A 21,094-nucleotide genomic window follows, 5' to 3' on the forward strand; every position below is an offset into this window, starting at 1 on the left:
GGGCTGGGCGCAGGTCATGTTTCGCACTGACCGCGACGATCCTCGTTCCTCGCCGCACAATGAATTTGAGCTCAAGGGCATACGCGGGGCCGCGAACCAGAGCGTTCGGGCCGCCGGTACTGGAGAAAGAAGCATGAGCAACTGGTTGGTAGACAAACTGATCCCTTCGATCATGCGTTCCGAGGTGAAGAAAAGCTCGGTGCCTGAAGGTCTGTGGCACAAATGTCCATCCTGCGAAGCGGTGCTGTACCGTCCCGAGCTGGAAAAGACCCTGGACGTTTGCCCCAAGTGCAACCACCACATGCGCATCGGCGCGCGTGCCCGTATCGATATCTTCCTGGACGCCGAAGGCCGTGTTGAGCTGGGTGCCGACCTGGAGCCCGTGGACCGCCTTAAATTCCGCGACGGCAAGAAATACAAGGATCGCCTGACCGCTGCCCAGAAGCAGACCGGTGAAAAAGACGCCCTGGTTTCCATGAGCGGCACCCTGTTGGGCATGCCGGTGGTGGTGTCGGCCTTTGAATTCTCGTTCATGGGCGGTTCCATGGGCGCCATCGTCGGCGAGCGCTTCGTTCGCGCCGCCAACTACGCTCTGGAAAACCGGTGCCCGATGATCTGCTTCGCCGCCTCCGGTGGCGCGCGGATGCAGGAGGCCCTGATCTCGCTGATGCAAATGGCCAAGACCTCCGCGGTACTGGCGCGCTTGCGTGAAGAAGGCATTCCGTTCATCTCGGTGCTGACCGATCCGGTCTACGGCGGTGTTTCCGCCAGTCTGGCGATGCTGGGCGACGTCATCGTCGGCGAGCCGAAAGCCCTGATCGGCTTCGCCGGTCCGCGTGTGATCGAGCAGACCGTGCGTGAAAAGCTGCCGGAAGGTTTCCAGCGCAGCGAATTCCTGCTGGAACATGGCGCGATCGACATGATCATTCACCGCCAGGAGCTGCGTCCGCGCCTGGGTAATCTGCTGGCGCAACTGATGGGCCTGCCGACGCCGACCTTCGTCGCCACGCCAATCGAGCCGATCGTGGTTCCGCCGGCGCCTGCTGGCCTATGACCGAACGTACCCTGGGCGACTGGCTTGCCTACCTCGAGCAGTTGCATCCATCGGCCATCGACATGGGGCTGGAGCGCTCGCAAGCGGTAGCGTCCCGCATGGGACTGGCCAAGCCGGCGCCTCGGGTCATTACGGTTACCGGCACCAACGGCAAGGGGTCGACCTGCGCCTTTCTGGCCTCGCTGCTGCGGGCCCAGGGATTAAGTGTCGGCGTCTACAGTTCGCCGCACCTGCTGCGCTACAACGAGCGGGTGCAGGTCAACGGTGTCGAAGCTTCCGACGCCGATCTGTGTGAAGCCTTCGCGGCGGTGGAAGCCGGGCGGGGCGAGACTTCCCTGACCTATTTCGAGATGGGCACGCTCGCGGCGTTCTGGCTGTTCGCCCGTGCCGGCCTGGATGCGGTCGTGCTGGAAGTCGGCCTGGGTGGTCGCCTGGATACCGTCAATCTCGTGGACGCGGACATCGCGCTGGTCACCAGTATTGGCGTGGATCACGCCGATTACCTGGGCGATACCCGCGAGTCCGTGGCTTTCGAGAAGGCCGGCATTTTTCGCCAGGGCGCGCCGGCACTCTGCGGCGACCTCGATCCGCCGCAGCCGTTGCTGGATAAAGTGCGCGAGCTGGGCTGCCCGTTCTTCCTGCGTGGGCGGGACTTCGACCTGGCCATGACGGAGCGGCACTGGCAATGGCGTGGCAGCGATGCTCGGGGCAACCCGGTCGAGCTGCGTGACCTGCCGCAGCTGGACTTGCCAATGGAGAACGCCGCGCTGGCACTGCAGGCCTACCTGCTGCTCGGGCTGCCGTGGGACACCGGACGGATTATCCAGGCACTGCAGGCGACTCGCGTTGTCGGTCGTCTTGATCGCCGCTCGATCGATTGGCAAGGCAAGCGCCTCGACGTGCTCTTGGATGTCGGTCACAACCCCCACGCGGCGCAGTACCTGGCTGAACGCCTGGCGCGTCGACCCGTGGCGGGCAAGCGGCTGGCGGTGTTTGGCCTGCTGTCGGACAAGGACCTGGATGGCGTTGTCGATGCGTTGGATGCTAGTGTCCAGCACTGGGCCGTGACGCCACTGGATTCGCCGCGTTCGCGTCCGGCCAGCGAGTTGCAGGCGGTGTTGCAGCATCGTGGCGCTTCGGTGGAAGCTTATGGCAGCGTGGCCGACGCGCTGGAAGGGCAGTGCGCCCTGGCGACGGCAGACGACGAGATTCTGTTGTTCGGATCATTTTATTGCGTTGCCGAGGCCCTTCAATGGTTGGCCCGGCGCTCCACGGAGGAAGCTGCAGATGGCATTGCTGGATAAGGCTTACAAGCAGCGCATGGTCGGGGCCCTGGTGTTGGTGGCCCTGGCGGTGATTTTCCTGCCGATGCTGTTTTCCCGGCAGGACGAGCAGCGCCAGGTCACGGTTGATGCGCCGGCCGCGCCCCAAGCGCCTGCAGTGCCACCCGTGCAAGTCGAGCCCGTGCCAGTGCCCGAGCCGCAGGCACTGCCCCAGGAGCCGGTGCCGAGCGACGCGGAATTGGCTGAACAATCCGCCGCGCCTACCGCGCCGGTCGGGTCCACGCCCACAGCGCCCGCATCTGCCGCTGCCGCGCCTGCCCCGGCGGCACCCGCCAAGCCTGCTGTAGCGCCAACGCCCATCCCGGCGACGCCGGCGATCAAACCGGCGCCAAGCCAGCCGATCACCGCTGCCCCCAAGCCAGACACCACCCAGAGCCGCGTCGATGCCAACGGCCTGTCGGTGAGCTGGTCGGTGCAACTGGCCAGCCTGACCAGTCGCGAAAGCGCGGAAAAACTGCAGAAAAGCCTGCGCAGCCAAGGCTACAACGCCTATATCCGTTCCGCCGATGGCAAGAATCGGGTTTTTGTCGGTCCGTTGATCGAGCGTGCCGAGGCCGACCGTCTGCGCGACTTGCTCAATCGCCAGCAGAACCTCAAGGGTTTTGTGGTTCGCTTCCAGCCAGAGCGCGGTTGACAGCCATTTAGCCGATTTGAATCACGCAGCTTACCGACAGCCCTGCGCTCTGCTAAAATGCGCCGCCTTATCCGTCTGTAGGCTGCACCGTGCCATTTACCTGGGTTGACTGGGCGATCGTTGCGATCGTCGCCATCTCCGCATTGATCAGTCTGAGTCGCGGCTTCGTCAAGGAAGCGCTCTCGCTGCTGACCTGGATCATCGCGGGAGTCGTGGCCTGGATGTTTGGTGGCTCGCTGTCCCAGTACCTCGCCGGATACATCGAAACACCCTCGGCCCGCGTGATCGCGGGCTGTGCCATCTTGTTTATCGCCACCTTGCTGGTGGGCGCAATGATCAATTATCTGATCGGCGAACTGATTCGCGTCACCGGGCTTTCCGGGACGGACCGGTTCCTGGGCATGGCTTTCGGCGCGGCGCGTGGCGCCTTGCTGGTGGTCGTGGCCGTCGGGCTGTTGAGCCTGGGGCCGGTACAGCAGGATACGTGGTGGCAGGAGTCCCGGCTCGTGCCACAATTTCTATTGGTCGCAGACTGGTCCAAGAACCTGATCCTGGGTTGGAGCAGTCAGTGGCTTGCCAGCGGTATCAGCGTACCCGCTGAAATACCGTTCAAGGAACAGCTCTTGCCGATGGCCAAAACGCCGCAGTGAGTGTTGTTCAGTTCAGATCCATTAAGTAGGGGTTGCGTCGCATGTGTGGCATCGTCGGTATCGTCGGTAAGTCGAACGTCAATCAGGCGCTGTATGACGCGCTAACCGTGCTCCAGCACCGCGGCCAGGACGCTGCCGGTATCGTGACCAGCCATGACGGCCGGTTATTCCTGCGCAAGGACAATGGCCTGGTGCGCGACGTGTTCCATCAGCGTCACATGCAGCGCCTCGTCGGGCATATGGGCATCGGCCACGTGCGTTACCCGACAGCGGGTAGCTCGACTTCGGCCGAAGCCCAGCCGTTCTATGTCAACTCGCCGTACGGCATCACGTTGGCGCACAACGGCAACCTGACCAATGTCGAGCAACTGGCCAAGGAGATCTACGAATCTGACTTGCGCCACGTCAACACCAGTTCCGACTCGGAAGTGATGCTCAACGTCTTCGCTCACGAGCTGGCCCAGCGCGGCAAGCTGCAGCCGACCGAAGAAGACGTGTTCGCCGCCGTGACCGACGTGCACAACCGTTGCGTGGGTGGCTACTCGGTGGTGGCGATGATCACCGGCTACGGCATCGTCGGTTTCCGCGACCCGCACGGTATTCGTCCGATCGTGTTCGGCCAGCGTCACACCGACGAAGGCGTCGAGTACATGATCGCCTCCGAGAGCGTGTCCCTGGACGTGCTTGGTTTCACCCTGATTCGCGACCTGGCCCCGGGCGAAGCGGTCTACATCACTGAAGACGGCAAGTTGTTCACCCGCCAGTGCGCGACCAACCCGAGCCTGACGCCGTGTATCTTCGAGCACGTCTACCTGGCCCGTCCGGACTCGATCATTGACGGTATCTCAGTCTACAAGGCGCGCCTGCGCATGGGCGAGAAGCTGGCCGACAAGATCCTGCGCGAGCGTCCGGACCATGACATCGACGTGGTCATCCCGATCCCGGACACCAGCCGCACCGCGGCCCTGGAGCTGGCGAACCATTTGGGCGTGAAGTTCCGCGAAGGCTTCGTGAAGAACCGCTACATTGGCCGCACCTTCATCATGCCGGGCCAGGCTGCACGGAAAAAATCCGTACGCCAGAAGCTCAACGCCATTGAATTGGAATTCCGCGGCAAGAACGTGATGCTGGTGGACGATTCCATCGTGCGCGGTACCACCTGCAAGCAGATCATCCAGATGGCCCGCGAAGCCGGCGCCAAGAATGTCTACTTCTGCTCGGCGGCCCCGGCCGTGCGCTACCCGAACGTCTACGGCATCGATATGCCGAGTGCCCATGAGCTGATCGCTCATAACCGCACGACCCAGGAAGTGGCCGACCTGATCGGCGCCGACTGGCTGATCTACCAGGACTTGCCGGACCTCATCGAAGCGGTGGGTGGCGGCAAGATCAAGATCGAGCAGTTCGATTGTGCGGTATTCGACGGCAAGTACGTCACCGGCGACATCGACGAGGCCTACCTGAATCGGATCGAGAACGCGCGTAACGATGCGTCAAAGGCCAAGACGCAGGCGGTCAGCGCGATCATCGATCTGTACAACAACTGAGTCACGAACCGGCCCCGAGGGGCCGGTTTGCGTTTAACCGATTACAGGAGTGGCAGCATGAGTCAGGATTGGGATGCCGGTCGGCTGGACAGCGACCTTGAAGGCGTAGCGTTCGATACCCTGGCGGTTCGCGCGGGCCAGCACCGTACACCGGAAGCCGAACATGGCGATCCGATGTTCTTCACCTCCAGCTACGTGTTCCGCACGGCCGCCGATGCCGCGGCGCGCTTTGCCGGGGAAGTGCCGGGCAACGTCTACTCGCGTTACACCAACCCGACCGTGCGGGCTTTCGAGGAGCGTATCGCCGCCCTGGAAGGCGCCGAGCAGGCCGTGGCAACTGCCACCGGTATGGCCGCGATCATGGCGGTGGTGATGAGCCTGTGCAGCGCCGGCGATCATGTGCTGGTGTCGCGCAGCGTCTTCGGCTCGACCATCAGCCTGTTCGAAAAGTACTTCAAGCGTTTCGGCGTGGAAGTCGATTACGTGCCCCTGGCGGACCTGTCCGGTTGGGATGCCGCGATCAAGGCCAATACCAAGCTGCTTTTCGTCGAGTCGCCGTCCAATCCGCTTGCTGAGCTGGTGGACATCGCCGCGCTGGCGGAAATTGCCCATGCCAAGGGCGCCATGCTGGTGGTCGACAACTGCTTCTGCACACCGGCGCTGCAACAGCCGCTCAAGCTGGGCGCGGACGTGGTGGTGCATTCGGCCACCAAGTTCATCGACGGCCAAGGTCGTTGCATGGGCGGTGTCGTTGCTGGTCGTGGCGAGCAAATGAAAGAGGTCGTGGGCTTCTTGCGCACCGCTGGGCCGACCCTCAGCCCGTTCAATGCCTGGATCTTCCTCAAAGGCCTGGAAACCCTCGGCCTACGGATGAAGGCTCATTGCGCCAATGCCCAGGCCCTGGCCGAGTGGCTGGAGCAGCAGGACGGTATCGAGAAAGTGCATTACGCCGGCCTCAAGAGCCATCCGCAACACGAACTGGCCTTGCGTCAGCAGCGCGGTTTCGGCGCGGTGGTGAGCTTCGAGGTCAAGGGCGGCAAGGAGGGCGCCTGGCGTTTCATTGACACGACCCGGTTGATCTCCATCACTGCCAACCTCGGTGACAGCAAAACCACCATTACCCACCCGAGCACCACCTCCCACGGTCGCCTGTCGCCCCAGGAGCGTGAATCGGCGGGTATCCGTGACAGCCTGATCCGCGTGGCGGTCGGCCTGGAAGACGTGGCGGACCTGCAAGCCGACCTGGCCCGCGGGTTGGCGGCCTTGTGATCGAGCTGGCTACGCCGCCGAGCGGTACTCATGGCCGGGTAGCTCTGGTGACGGGCGCCGCGCGGGGTATCGGCCTTGGGATTGCCGCCTGGCTGATCTGTGAAGGTTGGCAGGTGGTTCTCACCGACCTGGACCGCGAGCGCGGTTCCAAGGTGGCGAAAACCTTGGGTTACAATGCCTGGTTCATCGCCATGGATGTGTCGGACGAGGCCCAGGTTGCCACCGCTATCGCTGAAGTGCTCGGCCAGTTCGGGCGGCTCGACGCGCTGGTGTGCAACGCCGCCATCGCCGACCCGCACAACATCACCCTGGAAAGCCTGGACCTGGCGCATTGGAACCGGGTCTTGGCGGTGAACCTGGGTGGGCCGATGCTGCTGGCCAAGCACTGCGCGCCTTACCTGCGTGCCCACAACGGGGCCATCGTCAACCTGGCCTCGACCCGCGCCGCGCAGTCGGAACCGGACACCGAGGCCTATGCGGCCAGCAAAGGAGGCTTGCTGGCCCTGACTCATGCCCTGGCGATCAGTCTAGGGCCGGAGATTCGGGTCAACGCCGTCAGCCCTGGTTGGATCGACGCGCGAGACCCATCGCAACGTCGAGCGCAGCCGCTCACCGATGCCGATCACGCCCAGCATCCGGCGGGCAGGGTGGGTACGGTGGAGGACGTGGCGGCGATGGTGGCATGGCTGCTTTCGCGCAACGCCGGTTTTGTCACGGGGCAGGAGTTCGTGGTGGATGGCGGCATGACCAAGAAAATGATTTATGAGTAAGGAGCAGCTGCAAGCGGCAAGTTCAAGCTGCAAGCAGCGTGGTGCGGGTCCGGTGCTTTTTACTTGTAGCTTGGCGCTTGTCGCTTGAAACTGTTTCTGAAAAAAATCCAACCCTGCTATTGACTTAGCTTCGGTACCTGCGTAAATTTCGCGGCCTCAACGCAGCAAAGGGTGATTAGCTCAGCCGGGAGAGCGTCTGCCTTACAAGCAGAATGTCGGCGGTTCGATCCCGTCATCACCCACCATGTTTCTTGAGAGTCTTGCGAAAGCAAGATGGAAGCTGTCAAAAGCATCCACCGACGCGCAGCGGTAGTTCAGTCGGTTAGAATACCGGCCTGTCACGCCGGGGGTCGCGGGTTCGAGTCCCGTCCGCTGCGCCATATTTTCCGAAGCAGGTTCGCCTGGTTCGAGATCCAAGCCCGCGGGTTTGGATCAGACGAGTTAAATGGACGCAAGTCCACAGCGATACGCAGCGGTAGTTCAGTCGGTTAGAATACCGGCCTGTCACGCCGGGGGTCGCGGGTTCGAGTCCCGTCCGCTGCGCCATATCTGCTTCGAGGCCCACTGAACGCCTTGAAGCTAAGAAGAAAGCTGAAGAGCTTCTTCCAATCGATAGCAAAGACCCTGGTCGAAAGACCGGGGTTTTTTGTGTCTGGCTGAACAGTATTGGGCCTACAGCCGTGGCGAGGGAGCTTGCTCCCGCTGGGCTGCAAAGCAGCCCTGTGTCGGCCGCTTCAGAACCCCAACCGATCCCGCAACCCGTAATACCAAGCCCCCATCGCCGCAAATGGCGTGCGCAGCAATTGACCGCCGGGGAAGGGGTAGTGCGGCAGGTCCGCAAACGCGTCAAAACGCTCTGCTTGCCCTCGCAATGCCTCTGCCAGTACCTTGCCCGCCAAATGCGTATACGTCACGCCATGACCACTGCAGCCTTGGGAATAATAAATGTTATCCCCCAGCCGCCCTACTTGCGGAAGACGCGACAGAGTCAGTAGGAAATTTCCGGTCCAGGCGTAATCGATCTTCACATCCTTGAGCTGCGGGAACGCTTTGAGCATCTTCGGCCGAATGATCGCTTCAATGTTGGCCGGATCCCTTGCGCCATACACCACGCCACCACCGAAAATCAGGCGCTTGTCACCCGTCAGCCGGTAGTAGTCGAGCAGGTAGTTGCAATCTTCGACGCAGTAATCCTGAGGCAGCAGGCGATGGGCCAACTCGTCCCCCAGCGGCTCAGTGGCGATCACCTGCGTACCACAAGGCATCGACTTGGCCGCCAACTCCGGCACCAGATTGCCCAGGTAAGCATTGCCCGCCACGATAATGAATTTGGCCCTGACCTTGCCCTGCGGCGTATGCACGACCGGACTGGCACCGCGCTCGATGCGCACCGCCGGCGACTGCTCGTAGATCACACCACCCAGTGACTCCACCGCCGCCGCTTCGCCCAGCGCCAGATTGAGCGGGTGGATATGCCCGCCGCTCATATCCAACATGCCGCCGACATACTCCTCGCAAGCCACCACCTCGCGAATACGCCGCTGATCCAGCAACTCCAGCTGTGTATGACCGAAACGCTCCCATAAACGCTTCTGCGACTCCAGGTGCCCCATCTGTTTAGTGGTGAGGGCCGCGAATACACCGCCTTCCTTCAGATCGCACTGGATCTGATACTTAGCCACCCGCTCACGGATGATCCGCCCACCCTCGAACGCCATGTTGCCGAGCAACTGCGCTTGCTGTGGACCGACGCTGCGCTCGATCACATCGATGTCGCGGCTGTAGCTGTTGACGATCTGCCCACCGTTGCGACCCGAAGCGCCGAAGCCGACCTTCGCCGCCTCGACGATCGTCACTTTAAAACCGTGCTCCAGCAGAAACAGCGCGGAAGACAACCCCGTGTATCCCGCACCGATCACGCAGACATCGGTTTCGACATCATCCTGCAGGGCAGGGCGCGACGGCGTCGCATTGGCCGATGCGGCGTAATAGGACGCTGGGTAGGATGTGTTCGCCATTCTGGAACCTCTGTTTTATATTTTTTACGAATGCAGCGATCCTACCCGAGATAAAAATCCGCCGCCAGCCACCACAAAATCCTTGTCGCTTCGGCGCAATTAAATATTTTGCATATTCATAGGCTTAGGTGAAAAAAAGGTGTTGACACCCCTTTGGAATTCCGTAGAATGCCGCCTCACAGCAGGCACGTAGCTCAGTTGGTTAGAGCACCACCTTGACATGGTGGGGGTCGTTGGTTCGAGTCCAATCGCGCCTACCAAACAAAATCCGCTCTGCTGGGCGGTCTAGAAGGGCTCACCGAAAGGTGGGCCCTTTTTTGTTGGCTGCGATTTTCAAAACTTTTTCAAAACTTTTGCAAAACCCCACCTCACAACGCCAATTCGGCACCCACCTCGACGTAGTCAATCGTCTGCTCGCAGTGTCCCTTCTGGTAGTGCTTCGTCATCTTTTCGTCTGCATGACCAAGCAGCGCCTGGATGTAATCCTGGGGGAAATTCTGCTGCTCATAGAGCCATGCACCTAGCGCGCGAATCTCATGAAAAGTGGGGCGCTCTCCGGCTGGCATATAGTCGTAGGCGTGCGCCTCGTCCCTAGCCTTGCTGAATTCCTTGGTCAGATAGTCCGGCGTCACCGAGGTCCAGTGATCCTTCGCATTGATCTGCTCTCTGCGCCTCGCCTTGGGCTTGTAATGGATCAGGTAGGGGGAAGCTACGGGTGAGCGTAGGCACTCTCCTACAACCTCGCGTAGGGCGGCCCCCATCTTGATTTTGAGGTGAACCGGATTGCTGTAGCCCTGAGTTTTTCCGGGAGAAACGGTCAGCGTGTTTTCATCCATGTTGGCGGCTGATTTCTGCCACGTCACGATGTCCTCGCGCCGCTGGAGGCTTGTTAGCGCTAGGCGGATTGCGCGTTTTAGCCAGGGGGGCGTCGTCGCGGCGTTAATGATTGAATTCAGTCCTTCGAGGGTGTGACGCTGACGCTTCTTCTCCGCCTCCTTTTTCACCAAGGTCAGCTCTGCGACATTTCGCTCTGCCAGGCCTTTAGCCACGGCGAAAGCAAATATCTGAACCCACAAGCCGCGGTGCTTCGTGTAGGCATTGTTGCTGAACTGGTCCAGGTATTCAGCCATGGCAAGCACGTCCATTTGCCCAATCAGACGCTCGCCTAGGTCTCGCTGGTACCGCTGAAGCTTGAACTTGATTTCCTCCAGTGTGCGAGTTGCGTAGCCTTTGTCCTTAAGCCACTCGTCTTGGAAACGCTGCAACAGGATGTTGATCGTGGGCAGGCGCTCGCCAGTCAATACTGTGAGTAGCGCGCCGTCGTCTACAACCAGCGCCGACAGCTTCAGATTTGCCGCCCGCGCTAGTTTTATTGCTTCCTCCAGAGGGCGGTTGATGCTTGTTACCAGGCCGGTGATGGGATTGCGGTACCGCCAATATTTTCCGTTGGGGTAGAGGTTCGGCGGCAACTTTCTGTTTTTCAATATGCGTGGCCGAGCAGCCATCAACCGATCTCCGTCATCTGTGCCAGCAGAGGGTCGCTTGCTCCCATGACTGCTGCTTGTAGATCAACAAAATACATCCCGCCCTTTATCTCTCCGATCACTTCCCCTTCCTCAATCCACCTTTTGAGTTGCTGCACGCTGGGTTTGCCGCCTGCGTACCGTAGTTTTCTGTACTCGCTCACCTCCATGAGGCGAGGGAGCTTTACTGTCATTTGGGCAATTATTTTTGCCATGATGATGCTCCATGCCGCACACAGCGGCGGAAGGTTGTAATGGGTTGCGTGTTGTCTGTGCAAGCTGAGTGCTATCAAATTTTTGATACGGAGCCGCTCGGTTATGAATTGTCCGCCGCTAAATCACTCAGGTGCAACCTGGCTGCGGCAGCAGGTTCGAATAAATAAGTTAGATATGAGATGAGTGTTTAGTTAATTCTGAGCGTAATAGCTGGCGCAAAGACTGAAGCTATATAGCATTCATTGTCGGAGTAACAGTTTATGCTGTCTATATACCTGATCGGGTGGCTTGGGTTTATAGATTGGTTCTAGGGCGCGGGCTGTTCATTTTCAATGTCTTCGCTGCAGAGCGATGACTGTTTTGAAAGTGTATAAAACATTGGGATTTGTTTGGAGGTTAGCAGCTTTATTAGCAGTCGGCCGTAGCTTTTCATTCGGTGTCCATTGATCATTTCTTTTCTAGAGGTTGCGTTGATTAACTCTAAGCGTAATTGGTGCGAGAAGTCGCGCTCTATATCTACCCGCTCTGAGTAGTCAAAGTATGGGAGCTGCATTAGCAGTATTACGTTGCCGTTTGCTTCGTAGTTGTCATTTGACCATCCAACTATGTTTGGTGGGGGCATGAATGGGATGGCATCATCGCACCTAACAACTCGGTAGGTAACAATATTTAAGATCTGATACCTTCTTGCGCCCTCGTTGTTAGTGAATCGAGGTGCACCAAAGGTACCTACGAATTCTATTGTCGCCCCAGCTTCATGAAGATACATTGAAACTATCGAGGCTACAGCACCGCCAAGTGAGTGTCCGTAAAGTCTGATCATGTAGCCTTGGTCGATTTTTTCTCCGTATTGTTCTTTCACAGATTTATATACAAATCCAGCTATGAGCTTGAAACCGCTATGAAATGAAGTTCCTGTGTTGTCGTCAAGTTTTTTGGAAGTCTGGATGTCTACATACGCGTCATCTATATTTGCAGTGCCTCTAATTGCTATGTCTATGGTTTTGTTCTTGTCATCTGATCTGGATATGTAAACTGTTGAGGTTTCTTTAGATCCTATGCTGGGTCTAGGTAATACTGTTCTGGTCCAGCCCTCCAGGCTTTCGTCGCTGTAGGCTAGATCGGATGCGATTAGAGCAGTCAGTAAATAATCATTAACTTTAGCCAGTTCCTTGCTTCGAAATTGTTGCTGTGGGGGTGGGAGTCCAGAATATGTAGGATTTAGCAACTTTGGAGTATTTTTGTCTCTAGTGCCGAAATTTTTACAGCCAGAGAGTGAGGCTAGGAGTATGAGCATTGCCGTTAGGAGGGCTACAGTTCGCATCCGGTACCGCCTTTCAGTGCTCGAGTAATTGATGGGATCATAGCTGCGCTTTTCGTGCCTAACGGGAAAAGCCCAGGCATTTTGTAAAAAATTCCAGATCCAGCGTAAGGTGATATTTATTTATGGGGTCCCTCCACGTGGCTAATAGGACCGTTTTGGCATTGCTAAAACGCTACGGATTATCGCCACCACCGATCGATGAGCGTTGGGCCCCTCAATGCTGGCGGAGATTGGGTGAAAGTTAAACCCAGTCGGCATGCTTTTCGTTGGCGTGATTCGAGTTTGTGGGCTATTGGTTGATTGCCCGGCATGAGGCCGGATTGAGGAGCGGCTATGAAATGCTCGGTGCACGGTTCAGCGGCGAATCAAAACCCTACGAGCGGCGATTACCTGGAAATCGATTGCCCGGATTGTGGGGTGTTTCGAATTTCTCGAAGCCTGATTGCGGTTATCTACAACAGAGTATTTGACATTGAGAAGACTCGATACTTCTTAGCCAACATTCCCAGGGCGTGCAACATTCCGGCTCTGAGTACACTTGATGAGGAGTGCCTTCGCGTCCCTTGAATTGCTTGTAGCAGTTCCGCCGCCCTCCGTGATCGTGGTGGCAGTTTGGTTTGGGTTGGGGTATTTGTGTTCGGCCCGGCAGCGATTGAGCTTAGGCCTCAGAACGAATTCTATTTTTGAGGGTGTTAAACAAGTGGATCAAGCCGAACTGGATGAAGCCCTGAATCTCAAAGGGTTCCTGTCTCCCTCGATGGACTTGGTTCGAGAGAGCCTAAAGTCGAACTTTAACAGTTCCTTTGCTGCCGCCGAGTCTGCATCTGGCGCTGCACAGCGTTCGATGATGGAGGCAGGTGTCGATTGGAAAGAGCCGCACATGTTGGCTGCATTGGTTTTTCTGCACCGGACAATCAGGAGTTGTCAGGCCGCAATAATTTTGTGCGAGCGAGGGCTCGTCGTTGATGCTCAAACCATCACGCGTTCCGCGGCGGAAGCCTTGTTTCATGGTATGGCCTTGATCAAAGATCCATCCGTGTTTCCCAGAATGTCTCGTCAATGTGACATCGATGAGAAAAAGCAAGCCAAGGCGATGATCGACTCCCTATCTGACAAGGGTTTGACCAAACAAAACATAGCTGATTTAACAGAGGTAGTTCTTCGAGGGGAAGGTAACGCGCCAGGTTTTTCAACGCATGACGCGGCACGCGTTGCCGGACTTATGCCTATCTACGACACCCTCTACCGAGGCCTATCAGTTGCAGCAAGTCACGCTACATTCAGGTCGATGGATTCGTCCTTTCAGATGACAGACGAACAAGTTGGCTTGCTCACGGGTCCAACCGATCATAATCTGGAGTTTACCCTAGGCCTTGTGCAGAGCTGCCTAGACATCGCTCGTAAAGCTCTCGATGAGAATTTCATTGTCCGATGATTCACCCTTCGGCAATTAGATCGCCGGCACGTCGACTTCGTCGTCAGGCTCTGGCGGATCATCGGTGAGCGACTTCCTCCCGGTAGCCTGAATAATGCGCGACACCTTTTCGCTACCAAAATAAGGTGTCGTGACACAACGCAGCATTGACCTGCGTCTCGAAGTCCGCCGCGATCAGATTCATCAGCAGCCACTGGTGAACTTCCTGTTGGTTGTCGATGCCGTGGGCGTTTTGACCCGCTTCAGGTCCGATACGAACACTCAGGCCATTTCACTGCGCACTTCTGGATTCCACGTTGTAGCCTTCGCTGCGATTGGCGCGATTGGCGCGATTGGCGCGATTGGCGCGATTCGGAGATAAGAGCTATCACTTATCCGAACTCACACTGGCCGGAGGCCGACATGAGACTGCAAAACGATGTAGATGCGCTCGCGGCAATCGAGGAGGATGCAAGGGCGATGCTAAAATGGATCGGATTGCCTGACGATGCTCAGAAACTGGCGGTAGTAGTCTTCCTCCGCGAGATCATTGATCTGGCGACCTACACCGAATCTATGATTCTCTTACCCAAGGCGTTTGATCCCGACTGATCCAGGGCGCTGCGTGAAGATGGCGCTATGATGGCATTTTTACAATGGGTGGGGTTGAATAGCCGATTCAAGAATGGAATACGGGACGGTTTATGCAGTTCAAGCGCGGCTTCAGCATCCTCGGTTTCGCTATGATTATCGCTATGGCGTCTGGGTGTAAGTCCTACACTGAGAAAGCAGCAGAGGGGTTACCAAATTCCCAAACCGCAGGTATTCGGTCGATAGAGAAGACGCTCACTATTGCCAGCGTAGATGGTGCAGACACCTTGTATGCGTTGTACACGCAGCGTACCGAATATCGCTTGTCGCCGGGAAAACACCGTCTGGAAGTGAAGAAGTGGACAGGAACACGAGCGACGAGGCCAATTTTTCGGGACGTTTACCTAAAAGCCGGGCGGGAGTACGGTCTCAAGTCGATGCCAAGTGAAGACTGGTGGGACTTTAAGCTCGAGGATATGGAATCTGGTGAGCGGATAGATAAGCCGATCACCCCTTAAGGATGAAGCGACGATGGACCCCTACGACCTCCTAGAAGAAGTCAACGACGACCAATCTTTTCTTAGATTTGCCCATGCTCTGATGGCAGACAGAGCGGCAGCCACAGCAGATAGCACTGATTGGGAAAACGATACAATAGATGGTTTTTTGGAATCTGCCGTTGCGTGGGCGGAAACCAGCGACTTCGGAATCAGGGAGGGGCTTGATCCGTCTAACCCTTGGCGTCAGTTTGCGGTTTTTCTGTACTGCGGAAAGATCTATGAATGACCCGTGCGTTTGAGGGCCGTTGGAAAAAAGCTCCTATTTAGCGTTAAGTGCCAAATCTCTAAGCCTTCTCTCCGTCGCGTGGTCGAACCGGTCCAGAATTAGGTCGGCTTGATCCTCGGTGATGGATCCCGCGCAGGTTAGGCCGATCACAAATCCGTGAGCTTTTGCGCCGCTTTTGACGGCCAGGATCATCGATCCAGCGGTCTCGATGTCTTTTAGTATCTTCTCAGCAGCGCGCATCGCCCCGGCTGGTAGGTTGAAAGGTTCGTTAAACATTTGGTACTCCGCACACGCAAGTTTGCCCTTCGCCGGGCTGGGGCGTCGTCGCCCTCTGATGCCATCGACCAATTCGACGAAGCAGGGTTTCAGAAATCCTTAACATTTGGTGCCTGACGGGGTCGCGCTTCCGATAGGCTGCCCATCTGCCAGCTGGCACGACAAACGGCTCGCCAGCGACCTCATCCTAGGAGGAACCCAACCCGTTTGCCTAGAATCCAATTGGGAAACGGGAGGTGGAAGTGGAATGAAGTGCAGTTGCTGGATTTGTTGGGGCGACGCGTATCGCAAGGGCCTATACGGTGATTGGTGATTGGGATGATGTCACTTGCCTTGAGTGTGGACATTACATAATTAGTCGCCGTTTGTTGAAGGATTACCTAGGTAGTAAATTTGACGTAGAGCGCATGCGAGACTCTTTCGCTTTCGTTAGCGCTCAGGGTTGCATTCCGCTGGTGCACAGGTACAGCGCCGTATTTGCCCACAAAATGCCGCCACTGAAGCCTTCTGGGAAATTGATCGGCTGGCCTATCACCTTAAACAAGCTGACAGTACAGCGGGGTGAATAGATGATCTGTCATGGCGAGCCCAAATAGGTATCAAGCGGCTAATCTGACCTGATTCCAGGCGCCGACGGCAGAGAATAGCTTCGCGGCTTGCCCCTCTCCCAGACACACATCGTCGGGTATCGCAATCCAGCCAGACGCCACCAGATGGTTCGGATTGCAGCTGTTGCGGAGCTCCAGATAGTAATGCTCGATAGCATCCGTAAGACTTTCCACCCTGTAGACGCCTTCCGGCGATATCTCCACTGACTTGATGTACTCGGCTCCGCGGTCGTCTCGGCACATGCCGGCGATATAGATTGTCCAGTGGTAGGCGAAATCGAAGATTGCGTTTGCGATTTCAAGCGTTCGGATCTGGCGGCGACTTTTCCAGTTCATCATGACCTGCGTGCCGCTCGGGTCAATGTTTACCACTGCGACATGGTTGGTCCTGAGCAATGCCCGGCATTTTCGTTCGGCGCGGGCGATGTTGTTATTCGCTTTACGTTTGCTCATGGCGTGTCCACCGCTTTGCGTCTCGTCCTCCGCTTGGCGTGAGGCTGCGATTTTCGTTTCCGCTTCAGGATTGTTTCTAGGTCTATACGGGTGGAGCGGGGCGGTCGTATCGGATTGAAAGGCGGTGCCTCCAATTGAACGACTCGTCCGCCCTCCTGGAGATATTTGATGATCTGATCATCGATCGATTCTGTATTCCGCCGCTGCAGCTCGATCAGGCTGAGGTGATTGCTAATCATCTTTGCCTCACTTAATTCGGATGGAGCTATCTCCACGTTCCAGGTGCGCCCAGGACGGTTCGGGCAGAAGTTCATGCTCGACGTCTTCACCAGCTTCGATCCGCTTCCGGACGGCGTCGTTGTGATCGCGGATTTCTTTGAGCTTGGCAGCGATAGCGTTCTTATCGGGCGCAATGCTGGTTTTCACGGCAATGAGCTCATCCGGCACGGCGTCTTCGTTGTCCACGATCACCTTCTCTTTGCCGAGGGCCAGGGTAATTGTGAAGAGGGGACGCTTAATGGTTTTGAGATTGGCCGCTTCCATGTTCCGGCGAAGGTAGTCGGTGATCTCGGCCACGCTGTTGTTCTTGATGCGCTTGAGCTCGGTGAGACGCTCAATCTCGTTTTCAATCGCGGCCACATCACTTTCAATGTTCCGGCGCAGCATGGCGACATTGTCGGCCTTCACTTCGAACTCGCCTTGGATCTCTTCCAGGGCGTGCTGTAGGGCTTCTTTAAGTCCCTCATCATCGACGTCGGCCATCGCTTGGATCTCGGCGAGCTTGCCGGAGAGTGCGTATAGCTGGGTCATGCAGCTGACTCCTCTTCGAATTTCGCAGAAAGGTCTTTCAGTTCTTTGGCGATGCGCCGGACCGCCGTATCGTCTTTACGCGCGGTCAGGCGTCGAACTGCGTGGTCATGGATCTTTTTGAGCTCTTGCAGCGACTGGGCACCTTGCATCGTCTCGACAACCGACCTGATGTAATCCAGCCGTTCTTGCTTCTGGCGTTCCTCTTCCGCGACCTTGTCTTCAGCTTTGATCATCGCTACCTCATCGCGCACCGCATCGACATAGGCGGCGTCCTCAAAGAGGCCCATGTGGATGTCGGCTGCAAACCCGAGGGGTTGGAGGCACTTGCCGATAGCATCGGTCAGCGACTTTTTCGCGGCCTCCCAATCAGTGACGATCTTCCCCTGTTGGAGATGGACGAAAGGGGTGTGGCCGTAATGCTCGACGGTGCATTTCTGACCATCTTTGCCCACGTACCAGAGCTGAATTTTCAACGTGTGCAGCTTGGCGTTAATGCGTGGAGCGTCCGGCCATTCCTTGGTGGGAGCCTGAAGAGGGCCGCCTTCGTCGAAGCGATCCTCAAGGACTGTCCAACCCCAACCCTCGCCGCACGGGCCGAATACTTCCGTGGCCTTGCGCATCAGGTAGGTGGGTTTAATGGCGGTGCCTTTAAAACCGCCCATGCCAGTGAAATTCTTCGTTGCGCTGGGATCGGTTACGTTGACCTGATCCCAGATGCGGGTATTGGACATAACTATTCTCCGCGCCACCGACGAGGGGCGCTGCGTACAGAGCTGAAGTTATTGGGTGACGCGATCAGCCAGAGCGCTGAGCAACATCAAGAAGAAGCAGAAGGCGATGGTTGAGAAGGATCCACGCCAGATGAGAAGGCGCCGGGCGCGCTGATGGCTGGTCATTTTGGCCGAACCCTTACAGCGATTCGCCGGCCCTGCATGGTTGCTGTGAGGCGCCGTGGGAGATCTGCGACGCGCTCGTCACGACTCCGTCCGATCACCTCATTGAACGGCATGCCATAGCCGATGATGGCTATCCTGCGCTGGATGTCATCCAACTGTTCATCGATCAGTGTTTTTACCGGTGCGGTGCTCATTGCGCCTCCTTGCGCTTCCGACTGATCTTCAGCAGGCGTGCGCTGTAGTGATGGAATTCTTCGGGTGTGATCCCGCCTGACGTGAAGTGGCGGACAATCAGGCCCTCGGCGAGCGTGTCGTCTAAATCTTTGCTTTCAGACTCTTCGAGCGCTGCTAGGGCTTGGTCGATTGCGATGTGAGGACTCACAGTTCGTTGTCCTCTGCTTGAGCAATCAATGCGTCATCAGCCAGGGGCTCAAGTAGCGTTTGAGCGATCTCGCCGCGCTTGCCCAACGGGTGATCGCTCGGGCCAAGGAGCTCAGCGATCGCGTTCTTGTCGGGTCTGCCATTGTCCAAAGAGAGCATCAACCAACCCAGCGCCGGAGAATGCACCTCGCAGTCTGCGAGCCGGTTGTTCACGTGCTCATCGATAGCCAGAGCGAGCTGAGCCCTGGTTACCGTCCGAGGCCGGCGCATACGGCGATGGACTTTAACGTCCACTCCAGCCAGCAGACTTTCGACGGCGTTGTACAGCCACTCGGCTCGTGCATTTTCCCAGGTGTCCTCGCTAATCATCGAAGGCGACTGGACGATTTTTAATGGTTGGCTGATTTTCAATGCAGCGGTCATAGAGGCCTCCGTCTGGCGAGGTGTTGAACTGAAACCTGGCTGCGGGTAGGCAGCGCGAGGAGTAGCTAGGAGCGCGCTGTAGAGGGCGCGCCGGATGACTTTTCAGTTGTTTTCCCAATGCACCCGGAGGTCCAGGTGCATCAGTGAAAAAGCTGTATCGCTCGCGCCTCCTACCGGGTCATTCGCCAGTTCGGTCAGCACCTCGTCCGCCGTCGCAGTTCTGCGCGTTGGTAGCCGTTCGGGGCTATCGGATCGCCGGTCGCCAGTAGTCGCGGCGCGATTTTGTTCACCTGACTTCCTCTCGCCCCACAGGTGTGGCCGGGGCTGACCTCCCAGCGTTGGCTGGGTAATCGTTTATGGCGCGCGTTATTAAAGAGCGGCGGGTCTCTTCAGGCCCTGGCGAGTCGTTCACGTCTCGCCGAAGTAAAATTACCGCCGGTAATGTGGGTAGTCAATACCTCCGGTAATGTTTTTTTGATTTCCACTTGGCTCCCTACTGAAGCGCAGTCGAAGGGTGGGATGTCTGTAGAAGGGTCGGCTCGCTCCAGCGTGATTACCGTGTGTTTTATGGGCGTCCGGAAATTCGACTCGAATGATTCGGGCCACCAGGAGGATTGCGAGCGAGAAACTGTTTGGGTAGGGGAGCTGCCAGACACGAAAAAGCCCGCCGAGGCGGGCTTGTTTCCGATGCATCAATTTCGATATTCGTTATTGAGCTATCGGCGTCACTACCACTGGTTGCCGGTCGGACTAAAGATCTCCGCCTCGCCAGATGACCTTGCCGATGATTCGATGTTCGTACGCATCACTGCCGGTGAACACCCGATCAGGGTGGTCAACCTTGTTCTGATTGTCACTTCGGATGATCCAGTCGCCACCAGGCGATTTCACAAGACGTTTCACGATTGCCTTTTCGCCGTGCGCCAAGACAAAAACCTGGCCGTGGATTGGTTCGACTATGGACAGGTCTACCAACAACACATCTCGGTGATTAATCGTCGGCCACATGCTTTGACCGTCAGCGTAAATCACGATCAATTGCTCGGGCTTCAGGCGCTTAGCTTTTAGCCATTTTCGCTTGAAGGCAAGAGTGGATCTGATTTCTACGTGCGGGTTCTCGCTTCCCAAACCGGCCGCAGCTTTCGCATCGTATTGCGGGATGAAGGCATAGTGATCGTTTCCAATATCACCCTCAGCGGGAAGAGGGGAATTGCTACTAGGTGGAGACTTCACATTCGGCGGCGTGTCTGTACTGAGACGGCTATTGTTCACCGTCGTCGGATCCGACGTCATTGACTCGAGCTGTTTTGCTAGCTCGGGGCTGAATTCAGAAACAGGTACCTGGAGCATCCTGGCGAAAACCACCGCCGCCTTAAGGCTCAGGGCGGTACGGCGGTTCATGAAATGACTGACTGCTCCTTGTGTTACGCCATCGCCTAGTTCGGCTGCGATCTTTTCCTGAGTCAGTTTCAGGGACGAGCGCTTGCGCTGAAAGATCTCCTTCAGGCGGTCACTATCTTCCAATTGCCACTCGGCAAGAGGGAGTCTTCGAGAGTCTTTAGTCATTCCCAAATCATATTACCTGCGGTATTCAAGCGACCAATATCGCCGGTATTGACCGAAAACAATACCGGCGGTCATACTATCCCCCTATACCCAACTTGAGGGCGCATCCATGCGTCATTTGACCCTTGCTGAATTCGCTGAAAAACACGGGCACACCAAGGCTGCCGAGCTTCTTGGCCTCACGCAGGGTGGGCTTAGTAAGGCCATCCGTGCTGGTAGGCACGTCACCGTAGCGTGTCATGACGACGGCACTTATTCCGCTATTGAGCGGCGCCCATTTCCTTCACAGAAATCAGCAGCCTAATCCTCCCCACAACTAAGGAGTTTTGCACCGATGGGATTTAAAGACCCCCTCAACCAACGCAGAGACATCGCTCGCAAGATTCGTCTCTATCCGCTCTTGGATCGGCAACTGCAACGTGCCGCCGACAAGAGCCGCCGCGAGTACGCAACCTACCTATTCGAGATGCTTGAGTGGGCCGCCGTAAACGGCGCCATCGAAGCACTGATGCCGGAGGATCTGAAGGATATCGCGGGCTAGA

The 21,094-nt window shown here is 57.3% G+C and carries 26 protein-coding genes and 4 tRNA genes; 18 read left to right on the plus strand and 12 right to left on the minus strand.

The window, feature by feature from the left end; translation table 11 throughout:
* Positions 1–133: 133 nt before the first annotated feature.
* From accD to J3Q04_RS08730, 10 genes are all read left to right on the plus strand, one after another.
* Positions 134–1,054 carry an acetyl-CoA carboxylase, carboxyltransferase subunit beta gene (gene accD, locus J3Q04_RS08685; RefSeq protein WP_420765690.1) on the plus strand — a complete coding sequence of 307 codons (921 nt, stop codon included), beginning with the start codon at positions 134–136 and terminating at the stop codon, positions 1,052–1,054.
* Complete coding sequence (gene folC / locus J3Q04_RS08690) at positions 1,051–2,358, plus strand: bifunctional tetrahydrofolate synthase/dihydrofolate synthase (protein ID WP_434606876.1); 1,308 nt, start codon at positions 1,051–1,053, stop codon at positions 2,356–2,358. The genes accD and folC overlap by 4 nt, the downstream gene beginning before the upstream one ends.
* Positions 2,342–3,031 carry an SPOR domain-containing protein gene (locus J3Q04_RS08695; RefSeq protein ID WP_434559811.1) on the plus strand — a complete coding sequence of 230 codons (690 nt, stop codon included), beginning with the start codon at positions 2,342–2,344 and terminating at the stop codon, positions 3,029–3,031. Before folC ends, J3Q04_RS08695 begins: the two co-directional genes overlap by 17 nt.
* Positions 3,032–3,120: 89 nt before the next feature.
* On the plus strand, positions 3,121–3,681 hold the full coding sequence (locus J3Q04_RS08700; protein WP_039593931.1) for a CvpA family protein: 561 nt from the start codon (positions 3,121–3,123) through the stop codon (positions 3,679–3,681).
* A gap of 41 nt (positions 3,682–3,722) precedes the next feature.
* Positions 3,723–5,228, plus strand: a complete 1,506-nt coding sequence (gene purF, locus J3Q04_RS08705; protein WP_305495814.1) for an amidophosphoribosyltransferase — start codon at positions 3,723–3,725, stop codon at positions 5,226–5,228.
* Positions 5,229–5,285: 57 nt separating this feature from the next.
* Positions 5,286–6,497 carry an O-succinylhomoserine sulfhydrylase gene (locus tag J3Q04_RS08710; protein ID WP_434606873.1) on the plus strand — a complete coding sequence of 404 codons (1,212 nt, stop codon included), beginning with the start codon at positions 5,286–5,288 and terminating at the stop codon, positions 6,495–6,497.
* Positions 6,494–7,267 (plus strand): SDR family oxidoreductase, encoded by a 774-nt coding sequence (locus tag J3Q04_RS08715; protein ID WP_434606870.1) that lies wholly within the window; start codon positions 6,494–6,496, stop codon positions 7,265–7,267. The genes J3Q04_RS08710 and J3Q04_RS08715 overlap by 4 nt, the downstream gene beginning before the upstream one ends.
* Positions 7,268–7,436: 169 nt before the next feature.
* Positions 7,437–7,512: transfer RNA gene (locus tag J3Q04_RS08720), tRNA-Val, on the plus strand.
* Positions 7,513–7,570: 58 nt separating this feature from the next.
* Positions 7,571–7,647: transfer RNA gene (locus J3Q04_RS08725), tRNA-Asp, on the plus strand.
* An 89-nt stretch (positions 7,648–7,736) separates the two neighbouring features.
* Positions 7,737–7,813 (plus strand) — tRNA-Asp (locus tag J3Q04_RS08730).
* A gap of 188 nt (positions 7,814–8,001) precedes the next feature.
* On the opposite strand, the gene J3Q04_RS08735 is transcribed toward J3Q04_RS08730, so the two are convergent.
* On the minus strand, positions 8,002–9,285 hold the full coding sequence (locus tag J3Q04_RS08735; protein WP_434606868.1) for an NAD(P)/FAD-dependent oxidoreductase: 1,284 nt from the start codon (positions 9,283–9,285) through the stop codon (positions 8,002–8,004).
* Positions 9,286–9,468: 183 nt separating this feature from the next.
* Here J3Q04_RS08735 and J3Q04_RS08740 point away from each other — a divergent pair.
* Positions 9,469–9,545: transfer RNA gene (locus J3Q04_RS08740), tRNA-Val, on the plus strand.
* A 108-nt stretch (positions 9,546–9,653) separates the two neighbouring features.
* Here the strand turns inward: J3Q04_RS08740 and J3Q04_RS08745 are convergent.
* The 3 genes from J3Q04_RS08745 to J3Q04_RS08755 form a co-directional block, all read right to left on the minus strand.
* The gene (locus tag J3Q04_RS08745) at positions 9,654–10,790 is read right to left on the minus strand and encodes a tyrosine-type recombinase/integrase (RefSeq protein WP_434606866.1); all 1,137 of its coding nucleotides are present in this window, start codon (positions 10,788–10,790) and stop codon (positions 9,654–9,656) included.
* Positions 10,790–11,023 (minus strand): hypothetical protein, encoded by a 234-nt coding sequence (locus tag J3Q04_RS08750; RefSeq protein WP_434606865.1) that lies wholly within the window; start codon positions 11,021–11,023, stop codon positions 10,790–10,792. Before J3Q04_RS08750 ends, J3Q04_RS08745 begins: the two co-directional genes overlap by 1 nt.
* A gap of 308 nt (positions 11,024–11,331) precedes the next feature.
* Entirely contained in the window at positions 11,332–12,348 is a 1,017-nt protein-coding gene (locus J3Q04_RS08755; protein ID WP_434606863.1) for a lipase family protein, read from the minus strand.
* Positions 12,349–13,048: 700 nt separating this feature from the next.
* On the opposite strand from J3Q04_RS08755, the gene J3Q04_RS08760 reads away from it, so the two are divergent.
* The 5 genes from J3Q04_RS08760 (at position 13,049) to J3Q04_RS08780 (ending at position 15,139) form a co-directional block, all read left to right on the plus strand.
* Positions 13,049–13,783, plus strand: a complete 735-nt coding sequence (locus J3Q04_RS08760; RefSeq protein ID WP_434606860.1) for a DUF5677 domain-containing protein — start codon at positions 13,049–13,051, stop codon at positions 13,781–13,783.
* 130 nt (positions 13,784–13,913) lie between these two features.
* Entirely contained in the window at positions 13,914–14,144 is a 231-nt protein-coding gene (locus J3Q04_RS08765; protein WP_434606857.1) for a hypothetical protein, read from the plus strand.
* Between the two features lie 41 nt (positions 14,145–14,185).
* Entirely contained in the window at positions 14,186–14,374 is a 189-nt protein-coding gene (locus J3Q04_RS08770; RefSeq protein WP_434606855.1) for a hypothetical protein, read from the plus strand.
* A gap of 92 nt (positions 14,375–14,466) precedes the next feature.
* The gene (locus J3Q04_RS08775) at positions 14,467–14,871 is read left to right on the plus strand and encodes a hypothetical protein (protein ID WP_434606852.1); all 405 of its coding nucleotides are present in this window, start codon (positions 14,467–14,469) and stop codon (positions 14,869–14,871) included.
* A gap of 13 nt (positions 14,872–14,884) precedes the next feature.
* Positions 14,885–15,139, plus strand: a complete 255-nt coding sequence (locus tag J3Q04_RS08780; RefSeq protein WP_434606850.1) for a DUF7660 family protein — start codon at positions 14,885–14,887, stop codon at positions 15,137–15,139.
* A gap of 33 nt (positions 15,140–15,172) precedes the next feature.
* Here J3Q04_RS08780 and J3Q04_RS08785 read toward each other — a convergent pair whose 3' ends face one another.
* The 8 genes from J3Q04_RS08785 to J3Q04_RS08820 all read right to left on the minus strand — a co-directional run bounded on the left by J3Q04_RS08785 (position 15,173) and on the right by J3Q04_RS08820 (position 20,552).
* On the minus strand, positions 15,173–15,415 hold the full coding sequence (locus J3Q04_RS08785) for a hypothetical protein (RefSeq protein WP_434606847.1): 243 nt from the start codon (positions 15,413–15,415) through the stop codon (positions 15,173–15,175).
* 599 nt (positions 15,416–16,014) lie between these two features.
* On the minus strand, positions 16,015–16,476 hold the full coding sequence (locus tag J3Q04_RS08790) for a hypothetical protein (protein ID WP_434606844.1): 462 nt from the start codon (positions 16,474–16,476) through the stop codon (positions 16,015–16,017).
* Between the two features lie 246 nt (positions 16,477–16,722).
* Positions 16,723–17,286 carry a siphovirus Gp157 family protein gene (locus tag J3Q04_RS08795; protein WP_434606841.1) on the minus strand — a complete coding sequence of 188 codons (564 nt, stop codon included), beginning with the start codon at positions 17,284–17,286 and terminating at the stop codon, positions 16,723–16,725.
* Positions 17,283–18,017, minus strand: coding sequence for a hypothetical protein (locus J3Q04_RS08800; RefSeq protein ID WP_198795953.1), 735 nt, complete (start codon positions 18,015–18,017; stop codon positions 17,283–17,285). Before J3Q04_RS08800 ends, J3Q04_RS08795 begins: the two co-directional genes overlap by 4 nt.
* Positions 18,018–18,178: 161 nt before the next feature.
* On the minus strand, positions 18,179–18,376 hold the full coding sequence (locus J3Q04_RS08805) for a hypothetical protein (protein WP_434606838.1): 198 nt from the start codon (positions 18,374–18,376) through the stop codon (positions 18,179–18,181).
* Positions 18,373–18,564, minus strand: a complete 192-nt coding sequence (locus J3Q04_RS08810; RefSeq protein ID WP_165887379.1) for a hypothetical protein — start codon at positions 18,562–18,564, stop codon at positions 18,373–18,375. The genes J3Q04_RS08805 and J3Q04_RS08810 overlap by 4 nt, the downstream gene beginning before the upstream one ends.
* A complete protein-coding gene (locus J3Q04_RS08815; RefSeq protein ID WP_434606835.1) occupies positions 18,561–18,986 on the minus strand; it encodes a hypothetical protein in 426 nt (141 codons plus the stop codon). The genes J3Q04_RS08810 and J3Q04_RS08815 overlap by 4 nt, the downstream gene beginning before the upstream one ends.
* A 750-nt stretch (positions 18,987–19,736) precedes the next feature.
* Positions 19,737–20,552, minus strand: coding sequence for a LexA family transcriptional regulator (locus J3Q04_RS08820; RefSeq protein WP_434606832.1), 816 nt, complete (start codon positions 20,550–20,552; stop codon positions 19,737–19,739).
* 109 nt (positions 20,553–20,661) lie between these two features.
* On the opposite strand from J3Q04_RS08820, the gene J3Q04_RS08825 reads away from it, so the two are divergent.
* On the plus strand, positions 20,662–20,856 hold the full coding sequence (locus J3Q04_RS08825; RefSeq protein ID WP_434606829.1) for a Cro/CI family transcriptional regulator: 195 nt from the start codon (positions 20,662–20,664) through the stop codon (positions 20,854–20,856).
* Between the two features lie 30 nt (positions 20,857–20,886).
* Positions 20,887–21,093, plus strand: a complete 207-nt coding sequence (locus J3Q04_RS08830) for a hypothetical protein (RefSeq protein ID WP_030141993.1) — start codon at positions 20,887–20,889, stop codon at positions 21,091–21,093.
* Position 21,094: the final 1 nt, after the last annotated feature.

Origin of the sequence: Pseudomonas sp. D4-21 (assembly GCF_051132125.1) — a bacterium.
In the GTDB taxonomy this organism is placed as follows: Bacteria; Pseudomonadota; Gammaproteobacteria; order Pseudomonadales; family Pseudomonadaceae; genus Aquipseudomonas.

Coding starts and splice junctions, on each gene's coding strand:
- accD (WP_420765690.1), top strand. CDS start 134: ATGAGCAACTGGTTGGTAGACAAACTGATCCCTTCGATCATGCGTTCC.
- folC (WP_434606876.1), top strand. CDS start 1,051: ATGACCGAACGTACCCTGGGCGACTGGCTTGCCTACCTCGAGCAGTTG.
- J3Q04_RS08695 (WP_434559811.1), top strand. CDS start 2,342: ATGGCATTGCTGGATAAGGCTTACAAGCAGCGCATGGTCGGGGCCCTG.
- purF (WP_305495814.1), top strand. CDS start 3,723: ATGTGTGGCATCGTCGGTATCGTCGGTAAGTCGAACGTCAATCAGGCG.
- J3Q04_RS08710 (WP_434606873.1), top strand. CDS start 5,286: ATGAGTCAGGATTGGGATGCCGGTCGGCTGGACAGCGACCTTGAAGGC.
- J3Q04_RS08735 (WP_434606868.1), bottom strand. CDS start 9,285: ATGGCGAACACATCCTACCCAGCGTCCTATTACGCCGCATCGGCCAAT.
- J3Q04_RS08745 (WP_434606866.1), bottom strand. CDS start 10,790: ATGGCTGCTCGGCCACGCATATTGAAAAACAGAAAGTTGCCGCCGAAC.
- J3Q04_RS08750 (WP_434606865.1), bottom strand. CDS start 11,023: ATGGCAAAAATAATTGCCCAAATGACAGTAAAGCTCCCTCGCCTCATG.
- J3Q04_RS08755 (WP_434606863.1), bottom strand. CDS start 12,348: ATGCGAACTGTAGCCCTCCTAACGGCAATGCTCATACTCCTAGCCTCA.
- J3Q04_RS08770 (WP_434606855.1), top strand. CDS start 14,186: ATGAGACTGCAAAACGATGTAGATGCGCTCGCGGCAATCGAGGAGGAT.
- J3Q04_RS08775 (WP_434606852.1), top strand. CDS start 14,467: ATGCAGTTCAAGCGCGGCTTCAGCATCCTCGGTTTCGCTATGATTATC.
- J3Q04_RS08780 (WP_434606850.1), top strand. CDS start 14,885: ATGGACCCCTACGACCTCCTAGAAGAAGTCAACGACGACCAATCTTTT.
- J3Q04_RS08785 (WP_434606847.1), bottom strand. CDS start 15,415: ATGTTTAACGAACCTTTCAACCTACCAGCCGGGGCGATGCGCGCTGCT.
- J3Q04_RS08790 (WP_434606844.1), bottom strand. CDS start 16,476: ATGAGCAAACGTAAAGCGAATAACAACATCGCCCGCGCCGAACGAAAA.
- J3Q04_RS08795 (WP_434606841.1), bottom strand. CDS start 17,286: ATGACCCAGCTATACGCACTCTCCGGCAAGCTCGCCGAGATCCAAGCG.
- J3Q04_RS08800 (WP_198795953.1), bottom strand. CDS start 18,017: ATGTCCAATACCCGCATCTGGGATCAGGTCAACGTAACCGATCCCAGC.
- J3Q04_RS08805 (WP_434606838.1), bottom strand. CDS start 18,376: ATGAGCACCGCACCGGTAAAAACACTGATCGATGAACAGTTGGATGAC.
- J3Q04_RS08815 (WP_434606835.1), bottom strand. CDS start 18,986: ATGACCGCTGCATTGAAAATCAGCCAACCATTAAAAATCGTCCAGTCG.
- J3Q04_RS08820 (WP_434606832.1), bottom strand. CDS start 20,552: ATGACTAAAGACTCTCGAAGACTCCCTCTTGCCGAGTGGCAATTGGAA.
- J3Q04_RS08825 (WP_434606829.1), top strand. CDS start 20,662: ATGCGTCATTTGACCCTTGCTGAATTCGCTGAAAAACACGGGCACACC.
- J3Q04_RS08830 (WP_030141993.1), top strand. CDS start 20,887: ATGGGATTTAAAGACCCCCTCAACCAACGCAGAGACATCGCTCGCAAG.